General features: G+C 44.6%; 13 protein-coding genes and 1 pseudogene. 13 read left to right on the top strand and 1 reads right to left on the bottom strand.

The window, feature by feature from the left end:
- Positions 1 to 407: 407 nt before the first annotated feature.
- Positions 408 to 1,277: an aldo/keto reductase gene (locus tag VEJY3_RS21750; protein WP_014234586.1), complete on the bottom strand. Its 870-nt coding sequence runs from the start codon at positions 1,275 to 1,277 to the stop codon at positions 408 to 410.
- Between the two features lie 287 nt (positions 1,278 to 1,564).
- Here VEJY3_RS21750 and atpD point away from each other — a divergent pair, with 287 nt between their 5' ends.
- From atpD to VEJY3_RS21690, 13 genes and pseudogenes are all read left to right on the top strand, one after another.
- A complete protein-coding gene (gene atpD / locus VEJY3_RS21745; protein WP_014234585.1) occupies positions 1,565 to 2,950 on the top strand; it encodes a F0F1 ATP synthase subunit beta in 1,386 nt (461 codons plus the stop codon).
- Complete coding sequence (locus tag VEJY3_RS21740; protein ID WP_014234584.1) at positions 2,947 to 3,351, top strand: F0F1 ATP synthase subunit epsilon; 405 nt, start codon at positions 2,947 to 2,949, stop codon at positions 3,349 to 3,351. Before atpD ends, VEJY3_RS21740 begins: the two co-directional genes overlap by 4 nt.
- Before the next feature lie 4 nt (positions 3,352 to 3,355).
- Positions 3,356 to 3,625 carry an AtpZ/AtpI family protein gene (locus VEJY3_RS21735; RefSeq protein WP_014234583.1) on the top strand — a complete coding sequence of 90 codons (270 nt, stop codon included), beginning with the start codon at positions 3,356 to 3,358 and terminating at the stop codon, positions 3,623 to 3,625.
- Positions 3,626 to 3,677: 52 nt separating this feature from the next.
- Positions 3,678 to 4,319, top strand: coding sequence for a F0F1 ATP synthase subunit A (locus tag VEJY3_RS21730; RefSeq protein ID WP_014234582.1), 642 nt, complete (start codon positions 3,678 to 3,680; stop codon positions 4,317 to 4,319).
- Complete coding sequence (atpE, locus tag VEJY3_RS21725) at positions 4,312 to 4,578, top strand: ATP synthase F0 subunit C (RefSeq protein ID WP_014234581.1); 267 nt, start codon at positions 4,312 to 4,314, stop codon at positions 4,576 to 4,578. Before VEJY3_RS21730 ends, atpE begins: the two co-directional genes overlap by 8 nt.
- A 53-nt stretch (positions 4,579 to 4,631) precedes the next feature.
- Positions 4,632 to 5,381 carry a F0F1 ATP synthase subunit delta gene (locus VEJY3_RS21720; protein WP_014234580.1) on the top strand — a complete coding sequence of 250 codons (750 nt, stop codon included), beginning with the start codon at positions 4,632 to 4,634 and terminating at the stop codon, positions 5,379 to 5,381.
- Positions 5,368 to 6,864, top strand: coding sequence for a F0F1 ATP synthase subunit alpha (locus VEJY3_RS21715; RefSeq protein WP_014234579.1), 1,497 nt, complete (start codon positions 5,368 to 5,370; stop codon positions 6,862 to 6,864). The genes VEJY3_RS21720 and VEJY3_RS21715 overlap by 14 nt, the downstream gene beginning before the upstream one ends.
- Positions 6,864 to 7,715, top strand: coding sequence for a F0F1 ATP synthase subunit gamma (locus VEJY3_RS21710; protein WP_014234578.1), 852 nt, complete (start codon positions 6,864 to 6,866; stop codon positions 7,713 to 7,715). The genes VEJY3_RS21715 and VEJY3_RS21710 overlap by 1 nt, the downstream gene beginning before the upstream one ends.
- A 103-nt stretch (positions 7,716 to 7,818) precedes the next feature.
- A complete protein-coding gene (locus VEJY3_RS21705; protein WP_014234577.1) occupies positions 7,819 to 8,310 on the top strand; it encodes a hypothetical protein in 492 nt (163 codons plus the stop codon).
- 149 nt (positions 8,311 to 8,459) lie between these two features.
- Positions 8,460 to 9,212, top strand: a complete 753-nt coding sequence (locus VEJY3_RS21700; RefSeq protein WP_041170421.1) for a metallophosphoesterase — start codon at positions 8,460 to 8,462, stop codon at positions 9,210 to 9,212.
- A gap of 70 nt (positions 9,213 to 9,282) precedes the next feature.
- Positions 9,283 to 9,594 (top strand): annotated as a pseudogene (locus tag VEJY3_RS25110) (lipase); the annotation flags it as partial.
- Positions 9,595 to 10,159: 565 nt separating this feature from the next.
- The gene (locus VEJY3_RS21695; RefSeq protein ID WP_014234574.1) at positions 10,160 to 13,555 is read left to right on the top strand and encodes a hypothetical protein; all 3,396 of its coding nucleotides are present in this window, start codon (positions 10,160 to 10,162) and stop codon (positions 13,553 to 13,555) included.
- 369 nt (positions 13,556 to 13,924) lie between these two features.
- Positions 13,925 to 14,092, top strand: a complete 168-nt coding sequence (locus VEJY3_RS21690; RefSeq protein ID WP_014234573.1) for a DUF3012 domain-containing protein — start codon at positions 13,925 to 13,927, stop codon at positions 14,090 to 14,092.
- Positions 14,093 to 14,271: the final 179 nt, after the last annotated feature.

Below are 14,271 nucleotides of genomic sequence, written 5' to 3'. Positions count from 1 at the left end.
ACAAATCTTCGCTTCTTGTGCAAATCTTGAAAGCATGAGGACAAGTTCAGTATTCTGAACAAAGCAGTATAGCGCTGAGCGGTTTTGCTCACATTAATCGCTGAAGGGGAGTCGATATTATCTACTATAAGTCGTAGTGGGTAATACCTACTCCTATACCGACGTAAAGCTAATCTTAAGCATGAGTTGAAACGTCAAAACTTCCATCTGAACCAGTAAATAAAAACCTTGCCGACTATTTCGTATTTAGTGTTGCTGCAAGCGAAAGAACTCACAGCATCATCCCAAAAACAAAAAATCCCTCTTATGTTCAGAGGGATTTTTTATTGGGGTACGGCACCGACGAGAATCTTCTGATACACACTAACCAACGGTGTTTCTGTTTTCTTCTCGCCGGAACCGTGTTTTTAGTCGTGGATTTTCACGCCGAGACAGCCACGTACAAAATCAGGGTTGAAGTGCTTAACTGCATCGCCAACGTAACCTAAATCAAGGCTGCTGATTTTCTCCATCTCTTCATCTGAAAGAGTGAAATCCCAAATATCGAAGTTTTCTTCAATACGTGCTTGTTTTACTGACTTAGGAATAACGGTAACACCACGTTGTAAATTCCAGCGCAGAATAACCTGAGCCACTGTTTTTCCATGTGCTTCTGCAATGCCTTTTAGCATCTCGTCTTCAAACGGTTTATGACGACCACCACCCAATGGTGCCCATGCTTCAGGCTGAACGCCGTAATGCTTCATTGTTTCTAGCGCGGCCGGCTGAGCATGATATGGGTGCAGCTCAATCTGGTTTACCATTGGCTTAATTTTCACTGTTTCACAGAAATTCGCCAATACATGTGCGTAGAAGTTAGATACGCCAATCGCTTTGAGCTTGCCTTCTTCGTAAGCATCTTCCATCGCACGCCAAGCGCTAAAGTAGTCACGCATTGCCTGGTGTAGTAGATACAAATCGAAATACTCTAGACCAGATTTTTCCAGTGACGCTTCGATACCTGCTTTAGCGGTATCGTAATTTGCCATGTCCTGAACCCATAACTTTGACGTGATAAATAGATCTTCGCGCGTACAAATGCCTTCTTCAATGGCTTCACGGACAGCTTCACCGACGGCATCTTCATTACCGTAGACTGCGGCAGTATCAATGAGGCGATAGCCAGCACGGATAGCACTGAGTACTGACTGTTTGCATTCTTCTTTATCGGTAACCTGAAAAACACCAAAGCCTGCCATTGGCATCTCTAGGTTGTTACTTAATGTTGTATATTCCATTGTAGAATATCTCCATTGCGCTGATTGGACGTAAGACAATGAACTCTATTGGTGCTTAATCCTTTAAAATCAGTGGAGCTCATGCATTTCCCTTATCACGGGGTGGGGTAATTATGGCACGCAATAGCCAACATCGAATTGTTCAATATTCGCTATTGTTTGCCTAAAACTTCAATTCACGCTCACTCAACGTAACTACTTATAAGCTACACTAAAAAACAGAAGTTGGTGCTCTTCCGTTAATAAAATTGCTAAAAAGCAGATATGCCTTTGCAGGGGTGTAAATAATGGAGTTAGGAAGGAAACAAGTCCCGGTTGGTGTCATTACTGAAATACATGGCCCGGTAACCGTAATTGACTGTGATTCCTTGCCTCCCTTGCATCAGGCTTTATGTGCTAATGTCGATAATGAAACCTATCTGTTTGAGGTTCATCAACATCTTGATAAGCGGCATATCCGCGCCATTATTCTCCACAAAACCTCCTCCTTGCATCGTGGGCTCACCGTTTATGATACCGGGGCTTCACTTCATGTTCCGGTCACGCCGGATTGTCTCGGTCGTTTGCTCAATATCTTTGGTGAGCCATTGGATGGCGGGAGCAGACTGAATACGTCAATGTTTCGCAATGTTCACAGTGCGCCAGTCCCGATTCATGAATCTGTCGGTGCCGGAAACGTATTAGAAACGGGTATTAAAGTTATCGATCTTCTCTGTCCTTTCATTGAAGGAGCAAAAACAGGATTACTCGGTGGTGCAGGGGTTGGTAAAACGGTGTTAATTATGGAGTTCATGCACGCGATGGCTTCATTACATCAGGGGGTGTCGGTTTTTTCCGGAATTGGTGAACGCATACGCGAAGGTCATGAACTTTGGCACGCTATCCGAGATGCAGGGGTACTGCCACAGACATTAATGGTGTTCGGGCAAATGGACGAGTCGCCGGGCGTTCGTTTTCGGATAGGACTATCGGCTCTGACCTATGCGGAATACCTGCGCGATACTCTGAAAAAAGATGTTCTGTTCGTCATGGATAATATATTCCGCTTCGTGCAGGCGGGCAGTGAAGTATCTAGTTTGCTCGGACGGATGCCAGCTACGGTAGGCTATCAACCGACACTGTCGACAGATATCGCAGAGATTCAGGATCGTATTCTTTCAACCAAAAATGGCACCATCACTTCAGTACAGGCGGTTTATGTTCCTGCTGACGATATGACTGATCCTGCGGTCAGTACCATTCTTAGTCATCTTGATAGCACGGTAATGTTATCCCGGGCACAAGCTGGTAAAGGGATTTACCCCGCGGTCGATGTGTTGCAGTCCAGCAATAAGCTTATGGATCGCCATACATTGGGCGAGCGTCACTACAGTATTGCTGAAGGTGTCCGGGAACATTTAGCTCGTTACCATGAGCTGGAAGATATTATCACCATGTTAGGAGTCGGTGAGTTGTCTCAGGCTGACCGCACCATCATCATGCGTGCCCGCAAACTTCAGCGTTATCTGACCCAGCCATTTTGTACAACAGCAGCACATACCGGGATGCCGGGAGTGTCCGTTCCGCTGGAAACTGCGCTAAATGACTGTGAACATTTTCTGCTTGGTCATTTCGACGAAATTCCGGAAGAGCGCTGCTATATGCAGGGAAGTATGGAGAGCCAGCTACGATGAAAAATTTTGTGATCAGCCTGTTGGATGCAACACACTCTACAGAGATTGAGGGTGTCACTTCGTTTATTGGCGAGGACCAAACGGGTAGCTTCGGATTGTTGGCGAATCACAGTCGTTTTATGACGGTTCTGTCTACGGGAATTGCGAAGTACCGCACGGGGGATAGTGACTGGAAATACCTGGCAGCGGCTGGTGGGGTGCTCTATTTTAAAAATAATCACCTGACATTATGTACTTACCGCTTTTTGCTCGATGATGACTATAGCCGTATTAGCCAGGCACTGGAGCAACAATTAGTGATAGAAGAAGAAAAATCACAGACGTTTAAACAGAGCCTACGCCACATGGAAGAAGAGGTATTTATGCAGCTGTGGAAAATAGGCAAAAGAGAGACACTTTAGTGCCATGCGTAAACTTGATGATTTAAAAAAGAAAACTGAGCGTCAGGTTGATCGTATGAAGAGGGCTGAGCGCGAACGACATACCCTTATCGGCCAAACTATTTATCTTGGAACCCTGGGGCTATTGCTTGCGTTACCCATTGTGGGAGGCGCTTACCTTGGGCATTGGATAGACAGCATGATAGAGGGATATTCGGTTCGCTGGACAATAAGTTTTATCTTGCTTGGCGTGATCGTTGGGATGATCAATGTCTACCTTTTAATACGGCAATAGTGCTATGGGTTTTAACTGAGATTAAGTAAACCGACTCAGTGGGACGGTCATTATGATAGATAATACGGTAGTCACAACATGGGGAATCATTGGCGCACTCGGGCTATTTGCCTGGATTTTGTCTCAGAAGTTATCTATCAAACCCGGGCTGGTACAGACTGCGGTAGAGGGCATGATTGCCAGTATTGAAAATGTGATTAGAGAAGTCGCTCCCCAGCATGTAAAAAGCCTGATGCCATTTATTGGCAGCCTATGGATATTTCTTATTATCGCCAACCTTTGCGGGCTTATTCCGGGCGTTCATTCCCCAACTCGAGACTTATCTGCTACCTCTGCGCTGGCAATTATTGTTTTCCTTTCGACACACTGGTTCGGCATTCGCCTGCAAGGAATAAAGCTTTACTTAAGCCATTATTTAAAACCCAGCCCGATTCTATTACCGTTCCACATTATCGGGGAAATAACCCGTACGGTTGCTTTAGCGGTGAGATTATTTGGCAACATGATGAGCCTGGAAATGGCAGCCTTGCTATTTTTGTTAGTCGCAGGATTTCTGGCGCCGGTGCCAATTTTAATGCTCCATGTCATAGAAGCCTTAGTTCAGGCTTATATCTTCGGCATGTTAGCCCTCATTTACATAGCAGGTAGCCTACAATATCAACAACAGCAACAAGAAGGAGCCACTCATGAATGAGTTATCAACCTTTGTTCTGACTTCAACCGCTGTTGCCATTATCGGTATTTCTATTGGTGTTCTCGCTCCAGCGATAGCCATGGGGTGGGCTGTGAGCCGGGCGATGGATGCTTTGGCACGTCAGCCTGAGGCTGAAAAGTCAATTATGCGGACGCTTTTTATCGGGTTGGCAATGATAGAGTCACTGGCCATTTATGTACTCGTTATTGTGTTGATTGTGCTTTTCCGTAACCCATTGCTTGAATACCTTATCAAATAGCGTCTGCTAGCCACTCTATGATGGTTTATCACCCACGTTGAGGAGCAATTACTGTGGAGTTTAGCTGGACTACTTTTGTTCTGGAAATCATCAATTTTTTGGTGTTGATCTGGATTCTCAAACGCTTTCTGTTTAAGCCGGTAAAGGCGGTGGTTAGTCAGCGCCAGGCGGATATTGATAAACAGTTGCTTGAATCCCAGCGGCTGAATGATGAATCGGCTGCACTGAAAGATGAATATGAAAATCGCCTGGTTAATTGGGAGCATCAGTGTCAGCAGGCAAGAGAGGCACTGCGCCGGGAAATTGATGCAGAGCGGGCATCCCAGTTAGATTTATTGAAGCAGTCTCTAGAGCAGGAAAAGAAAAAAGCGCAGGTGGTTGAATCTCGCCAGCGTATAGAAGCGATTCGTGATAGTGAACAACAGGCGTTACACCAGAGCGCTCAATTTGCTGCTTCTCTGCTGAGCAGGGCTTCTGGACCGGATCTGGAGGCTAGGTTGCTGGATATTCTGTTGGAGGATTTATCTTCCCTTTCTGAGGAGCAAGCGGCCAGTTTGTTACATCAATGGGGAGTCATGCCTGAAGTTATTGAGGTAAGCAGCGCTTATCCAATACCTGAACAAAAACGGTTAGAGCTGGAAAGCGCCCTGAAGACCGTCAGCCAATTATCCATCCCTGTCCAATATGATGAAAACCCTGAGTTGATCGCTGGGTTGTTTATCACAATAGGTGCCTGGTGTTTGCGTGCCAATATAAGAGATGATTTAAAAGGGTTTATGGAGTTTGCTTATGTTACCCGATGAAGACAAACTCAATAGCCCGTTGACCCAGCAGGCTATGTGGCTTAAGGACTATAAACCGGGGTTACGCCTTGAAGAGCGGGGCGTCGTGTTGTCCATCGGGGATGGCATTGCCAGGATTTCAGGGCTTCCTTCGGCGGCGATGAACGATATTTTAACCATGGAGGATGGCAGTCAGGCAATGGTGTTTGACCTGACGGAAGAGCTGGTCAGTGCGGTGCTCTTGCATGAAACCAGCTTATTGACAGCCGGAACCTCCGTACATCATTCCAGTCATTCTTTAAGTGTCCCAGTGGGTGACAATTTGCTTGGCCGGGTTATTGATCCGCTGGGCAGTCCACATGATGGGGAAGCGGCCCCAATCCCATCAGCGTGGATGCGTCTCGATACATTGTCACCGCCGATAATTAGCCGTGATTTTGTTAATGCGCCTTTGTATACGGGCATCAAGATCATCGATACCCTAATCCCGATAGGTAAAGGGCAGAGACAGTTGCTTATTGGTGACGAAGGCCTAGGGCGTAGTGCTCTGGCACTTGATACCGTGATTAACCAACGAGGCAGAAATGTGCGGTGTGTTTATGTGCTCATTGGGCAAAGGCGCTCTACGGTCATTAAGACGATTGAGATATTACGAGAGTTTGGTGCGCTTGAATACACCACTGTCGTTGTCGCGGAAGCGAGTAGCTTGCCGGGATTACAGCATATAGCGCCTTTTGCCGGCTGTGCTATCGCTGAGTATTGGATGCAACAGGGGCACGATATTCTTGTTGTCTATGATGATCTCAGTACGCATGCCAAAATCTACCGAGAACTGTCATTGCTTCTGCGTCGCCCCCCAGGGCGGGAAGCTTATCCTGGTGATATTTTTTCAGTCCATGCTGGGTTATTGGAACGGACTACCTGTCTGAGCCCGCCTCATGGTGGTGGTAGCATGACGGCGTTACCAATCGTTGAAACTAAACAGGGAGAAATCGCCGATTATATTCCAACCAACTTAATATCCATTACTGACGGGCAAATCTATCTGGAACGAGGGTTGTTTTCGGCAGGTTTTCGTCCGGCCATTGATATTGCGCGTTCTGTTTCTCGTATCGGCGGACAAGCGCAACATCCCAGAATCAAGGAAGAAGCCGGAAGTATGAAATTACACTATCTTCAGTTTCTCGACCTGGAGAGTTTCACCCGCTTTGGTGCCCGTCTTGAAGCTTCTATGGAGCAAGCGATTCAACGTGGTCTGGTATTAAGGGAGATTCTCAAGCAAGAGCAATTTTCTCCGCTTCACGAGACTTTTCAACTGGCATGGCTTGTCGCTTTTAATGATGGACATTTCAAGGACTGCGAACGAAAAGAAGTGTCGTCGCGTCTCAAACTTCTAGAGCAGGAGGTGAAATCTTCCAGCTTAACCCTTGATAGCCCCAAAGATGAATGGAGTGTAGCGGTCGCTAAATGGTTATCACCTAACAACATACAGGGCAGTAAGTGATGAGCCGACGCCTCGATCTGGACAATCACCATCATAGTCTGAACGAAATTATAAAAATCTTAGATGCGATGAAAATGTTAGCTTACATGGAAACGCATAAGTTGGGTGCATTCCTTGATACTCAACATCGAGCGCTGGATACCATCAGTTCAGCAGCTAACGATTTTCTCAGTTTTTATCCCGGAGCCCAACTAAAAGAGTCTGAAGTCTTCCCTGTTTATCTTTTAATTGGATCTGAACGCGGGTTCTGTGGTGACTTCAATCAGGAACTGGTGAACTATATTGAGCAGGTCTTAACGATTCCTTCCAATGTAAAGCCCACTTTAATTACGGTTGGCCGCAAGCTCTATAACTTAATGCAATACGATGGTCATGTATATGCGCAGATTGAAGGGCCAAATGTTGTCGAAGAGGTGCCTAACGTTCTCGAACAAACCGTTCAGGTACTGACAAAGATCCAGAGGGAACAGCCGTTGATGGGCTTATACAGCGTTTACCACAGTGGCGAACAGGGGATTATCACAAAAAAACTATTGCCGCCGTTTCAGCAGAAGGATCAACAACCCGCTAATTTTCAGTACCCTCCGGAGCTAAACTTACCGCCAGCAGACTTTTTGCTCAAAGTAGCAGAGCAGTTTCTTTTTACTGCTCTGCATGAAATTGTGTATACCTCTCTGTTAGAGGAAAATCACAATCGAATCATGCATCTTGAAGGCGCGGTTAAACATCTTGAAACTAAAGCGGATGAATTGACCCAGCAATGTCATATTTTACGCCGGGAAGAGATTACTGAAGAAATTGAAGTAATTTTACTTAATGCCAGTAGTTTTGACGATTTTCCCATTGGTTAAATTCATATGTGGCATCCATGCTTGAACCTGATACTTGTGTTTCCATAAATAAAAATGCTGTCGAAACGGATAGTGACTGTCAATTCACTCAAGAGGGACGTAAATGATTTCTACAAAACATAAGGTGACACTACTTACGGTAACCCCTGCGGTCATGCTGCTCTTTGTCCACCTGGGAGCCTTCGCACAAACCAAGCAAGAGCAGGTGCATCATATGTCGCATCAGGTAATGCCCTTCGACATGTCTAAAACTCTTCACGTGTTCAAAATGACGGATTCAGGTGGCGTCCAGAAGGTTTTGGCGAGGAACACAGAAGAAACTGAACAAATCTTACTTATTCGGCAACATTTAGAGCACGAAGCGCAAATGTTTAAACACGGAAATTATTCAGACCCAACAAAATTACATGGCGCTGACATGCCTGGAATTGCGAAACTTAGCGCTAATCCCTCAAAAGTTAACGTGTCATATTCAGAACTTCCTGAAGGCGCACAGATCACCTTTGAAACTAAAGAGTTAAGTATGATCACCGCAATTCATAGATGGTTTGGTGCTCAGCTTTCCGAGCATGGAGCTGATGCAAAATCGGAATGATGGATACAGATAAGGCATAATGCGAGTTTGTTTTCGAATGTGTTTAAGTACGCATTAAATTGATTTTAGATACTCGGTCTCTGTTCTCATTGACCCATTCTTGCCTGTGTTTATTATTATCCTAAAGGCTTTTAGCGGGGGGAAGTATATTGAAAATCTGTCACCTTTCGGATCTCCACCTGGAATTCGGTTCAATGGAAGTACCTCAATCTGATGCCGATGTGATAGTACTGAGCGGCGATATTCACATAGGGACTCAGGGTATCGATTGGGCTTCGCAATTTGATGTGCCCGTGATTTATGTTCTGGGCAACCACGAAGCCTATGGAGCTTCTCTAGATTCACTGATAGGTCAATGTCGCGTTAAAGCGAACCAATATGAGAATGTCCATTTATTAGAAAATGACAGTATCGTTATCGAAGGCGTTCGTTTTCATGGATGCACGTTATGGACAGATTTTTGTCTCGATGGCAGCACCGATGTTTCAATGAAGATAGCAGAAGGTCGAATGAATGACTTTAAGCAAATTCTTTATCATGGAAATGTTTTTACTCCCCAAGATAGCCAAAGCCTCCACCGTGAATCGAGACGATGGCTCTATCATTCTGTAAAGCAGTCGCCAGAGCAAAAAAACGTAATTGTTACCCACCATCTTCCATCAAGAAGTCTGATTCAGGTTGAATACCTCGGAAGCCCACTTGCCCCTGCTTTTGCGTCACACTGTGATGAGTTTGAAAGTATTGCGAATAAAATTGCAGTTTGGTGTTACGGGCACAATCATGATTGCAATGAACAAATAGACTTCGGCATAAACTTCCATACAAATCAACGTGGATACGTTGAACATGAGTTAGTTTCTGGTTTTGACCCTCAAAAAATAATTACTATTGATACAAAATGAATCGGGATCAAGCCTGTGATTATCAAGTGTTGTGATCACACTAAATGATGATTTTCGCTAATGCGTTTTTGTCCAGAAACGTGTTTCAGCGGATGTTCAAGACAGCGTGGATGGTCTAGGTAAGCGAATTGCGATTACTGGTCACTCCTCTGGAGGCGCGATCGGCAGTGTATTCGCCTACTATATTGAGTGAAAGTATCCAAAAAGAATTAAACGCGTAGTGACATTTGGGCAACCAGCCATTGGGGATTGGAGGTTTAAACAGCATTATTGTTTGGGGCACAAAACCTACCGTGTCTGCTGCGATATCGACATTGTCACCTTCATGCCGCCAGTACCGTTTGTTTCTTGGCATGTAGGGAAAACATTTTGGACAATCAACAAACACTAGCCACAAGCTTAATTCTCATTTTTAATACTTCCTCATCAAATACGTGTTGATCTAACACCTCTGCGCTCTTGCCTTAAAAAATGGCACGCAAAACTGTAAACCAAGTGTTCACCTGTACACGTAGTACATCTACAAAATGCAATGCGTTAACTCTATCCCAACCTATTGAAGTTAAATGTATATTTTCAACTCCGACGAATATCGCATAACACCAGGCTAACAAACTGTTCACCATGGCAATATGAAACAAACCGCTTAAAAAATATTTTATTTACATATCAGACAGATAGGTTTTGGTTTATTTATTGCTTTCGTGTATGCAACTGACAGCGAGTTCCAGTCTTAAACGATGTTCTAACAACTCTGGATGAAGCTGTCTTGGGACGGGGGCAAAAAAGTTTAGTGTGTTCAATAATGCCGGATCCAGTGTTGGCATCAGTGAATACTCACATAGCCCTTTTATCAACTTTCAATGAAAAAGAAGGTAGATGATGGAACATTTAATCAATAGCCGACATAAAAGTTTGCTCAAAGATGAAATTCAAGGAGTAACTTTATGAAATCGTACACTAAACTTTCGGACGCAGCAGCAAGTCCGAGAACATTGGTGAGTGGAACGCTAGTAGCCGCTGCGTTGACCGCTTTTTCTCTCTCTTTTCCCGCATTCGGTTTTATCGAACCACCTAATACCGTCAATCTAACTCATGAGGCCTGTCGTAACAATGGTGATATTGTCTTGCCTAATGGCGACGATAACTTCATTTGTCCTGATGACGCCTATACCACAGGTAACTTAGGTAAAGGCTGGAATGAACTCGACCTTGTGCCCCACAGAATCACGCTCAGAAATGGTAACAGTAATGGCAATATTACTTATAACCTTCGAGCTGCAGCGAACAATATAGATCAAGGTAAGTTAGGATATGATGCCTTTTCTCCTGCTGATGATATTGTTGTCATCGGGGATTGTACGGTATCTACAGCCTTCAATGATCCACTGCAACCGTGGGACATCACTAATGAAAACCTTAATGGGGCAGATCAAAGCCTGTTCCAGGAGTTTGAAATCACCCAAGGCCCAAATACCTCTTGTGAAATTAACTTTTATTATCGCCTTGCGGTGGGTGCCAACGAATATCCAGGCTCATCATTGCAATCCTACCTTGCAGATCAGAGCGTATTTCAAGGTGGCCTTCGCACTATCTCACTTCCTGTAAGAGAAATACTGCCGCAAGACATCAGTAAAGATATGGATGCTAGGCAAGATACCGACTTTACTTGGAACCTTACCAAGGAATCAAACAAGGCCAGTATCAACCTCGGCGATACTTGTGATGTCGAGAATCCTGCATCTGAGGATGTGGCCATCACCCTAAAATGGCAAATTCTTGAGGGGGTCTCTGGCAAGGTAACGGTGAAAACCAACATCACCTTAACTAACCCAGCCAGTCGTCCTATCGATGTTGATGTCACCGATATTATACGCGGTAACCTTGGCGGTGGATTAATCGATCTAGATACCAAAAACTTTGATACCGTCACTGTGCCTGCCAATACCATGCTGCCACTAACAGTGCATATGTATATAGCTGAGCCTGATGTCACAGAGTTAATGGATATTGCCACTGCCACCTATACCGACCAAGCAACAGGTATTCCTGTGCCTGGAGAAACAGTCGCGGAGTTTGATCTTACTACCGATGGTTTGGGCATTCAGCCAGGGGCTTCGACCAATACTACGGCCGTCGTCACCGATGAAGAATACATCACAGGTAATTATTTGCAGTACAGTGCTGGCAGTACGGCAAGTGGCAGTGCAACAGGTAATTTCACCGTTGACGGACTCGAGTACACCTTTAATACTCTGCTAAACAAAATGTCACCTAACCTACTGTGGACATCTGGTACTCAGCCAGAGGAGCAAGCAACCTGTACTACAGCGGGTGAATGTTTTGTCACTATTAACAAAACGGTTTCTGTTACCCAAAGACCTATCGTGACCAGTGGTACTTTGTCGGATCAAGCACTCTTAGTTGCAAGTGATGGCTTTAGCGTAAGTTCGCCTACTTCAGGTCCACTTAACATTGAAATTACATCTGGTGCTTTAGTGGATTACAGCATTAAAGGCACCTTCCAAGATGATATTTTACAAGGCAACGAGGAGGTCACCTGTCAGGTTGTGGTGAAAAACAGCAGCAATGAGGTGGTGTTAGACACAGATTACACTTTTAAAGAGGGTCAATTAGAGATAGATAAAACCTTTGAAAATATCCTTCCCGACAAATACGCTGTCACTGTCGGTCCCTGTGATCCTAATATCTTCCAAGCAGACTTTGATCCAACTACTCCTGAGCTTGATGCAACGACCACGATAGATCTTACTCTAGGTCCTGACTCAACCTTGGATGATTGTAGTAAAGGCGTAGTCTTCATTGCACGTACGTCTGTACCTCTTGGGGCTGTTGCAGAGGTTAATAAGGTAACGGAGCCTGCTGGTTTGGAAGATGACTGGACGATGACTTTACAAGGTCCAGGCTTACCTGATGAAGGGCTACCTCTCGTAACCAACGATAACGATGCTATTGGGTTTGAACGCTTCCAGATAGATCTAGCAGACTTCTTGTTGCAAGAGGGCACTTATACCATCACGGAAACCCTTAAAGAGGGCTGGACACAAGTGAGTGCCGTCGGTGATTGTGAGTTTACTATCAACTATCCTGCCGATTACGGCTTAGTGAAAAAATGTGAATTTACTAACCGAAAACTAGGAACAGTGATCATTAATAAAGAAACCCTACCTGATGGCGATACAGCCACAGCCTTTGCCTTTACTGATGATATCTCTGAACCTAATACCTTCGAACTCATGGATGATGGTACCAAAACCTTCTTGAATATTGCTCCTGGTGAATACACTGTCGCTGAAACCGATCCTAATCCCGATTATGATCTCAGTGCGCTGGTATGTACCGACGATGCAACCCAAGAAGGCTACAACGTGCTTGACTCTGGTGTCGATGTCGCCAACCTCACAGCAACCATTAACTTAGATGCAGGTGAAACGGTTGAATGTACCTTTACCAATACCAAACGCGGTATGGCGATGGTCAACAAATTAACCGACGGTGTTGCCAATACCAGTATAAATTGGGTATTCACCTTAAGCGGCCCTGAGGTCAATGCTAGCGACCAAACGATCCCTCAATCTGGCCCAGCCGATACCTTGCTTGACTTTAATAATGCCAAGTTGATTCCTGGTGAAACTTATCGTCTCTGTGAAGTCGATATCCCTGTTTCTTGGACAACGGTTTGGACTTTGGGTGGTGTAACCATTCCTGAGGTACTAGACAATGCCGATCCTGATCTCCTCTCAGGTGAAAACTACAGCCCTGTGTTTAACCCTAACTATGTTGCAACGGGAGAAGCTGATAACTCCACCTTGTGTGTGAAATTTGTTGTTGAGCCAGGTCAGACTCTATCGTTTGAAGTCAATAACATCTCACCACCAGGAGGTGATCAACGTACTATCGGTTATTGGAAAAACTGGAACACCTGTAGTGGCGGGAGACAGCAGTTCAAGGCTGCAGATAATGGCTTCTTCTTGTTAGAAGATGCACTACCACTCACTATTGGTAGCCTAGTGGTGAGTACTTGTGACGTTGGCCGTAGCTTGTTGGATAAACGAGATATCGACAGTGGGAAAAAACGTGCGGGTGATCCTGCTTATGGTTTAGCTGCACAGCTTCTCGCTGCTAAAGCGAATGTAGCTGTTGGTGCTGGTACTTGTGCTGCCGCTACCAATGCAATAGCAGAAGCTGATGGATTACTCGAATACATTCAATTTGAAGGTAAAGGAGATGTGCTTAAGAAAGGTAAACGTCAGCTTAAGACCCAAGCCAATGACTTAGCAAGTAAACTGGATGATTACAACAATGGATTGCTATGTCCTTAATCTGAGTTAAAGGCTCATATGAGTAATGCCAGTCAGTTATGCTGACTGGCATTTTTCTTATTGAACGGCTGAATAAAACACACCTAACATAGCTTTGATAAATAAGGAAGATAGAGCTCTTGATTAGTGGTTTTGTCATATCTTTGATAATTAATCAAAAGCTAAATTAGCAAAATCACTGACTCATAAAGGTCCAATAACGGCTTAGCTCGATCCGCGACATCAACGTCCATGACCAACTGTTCTTGTTTGCATCATAAGTGTCCCTATATACCGGTCAGCGACTATCCATTGACCCACTCAACTTAATATTTCATTATGCTGTGAATGACTAATGTTATTTTCTTGGACGAAATTATGAAAAAATTAATGAAAACTTATTCTTGTATATTTGGCTTATTGATGGGCGTTTTGGCTATACAAGGCTGCTCGCCTGAAGTTGGAAGCAAAGAATGGTGTGCAGAAATGAAAGAAAAGCCTAAGGGAGACTGGACAGCTACTGAAGCCGGTGATTTTACGAAGCACTGCATATTTTAAATTAAATATAAAACTTGAGTCATATGTGGGTGTTAATTGCCCGCTTTATCCCAGTTAACAATTGCGTGCTCTCGGACAGGATAAGTCCGTTTCTAAAGGTTACATGATTGTTTATATTGGTGTTGTGGGTCTTGGAATGAAAAAACCTCGTCATTCGAAGAGGCTTTGGTTAGGGGGCA

Source organism: Vibrio sp. EJY3, from assembly GCF_000241385.1.
In the GTDB taxonomy this organism is placed as follows: domain Bacteria; phylum Pseudomonadota; class Gammaproteobacteria; order Enterobacterales; family Vibrionaceae; genus Vibrio; species Vibrio natriegens.
This window is presented reverse-complemented; position numbering and strand designations above follow the sequence as displayed.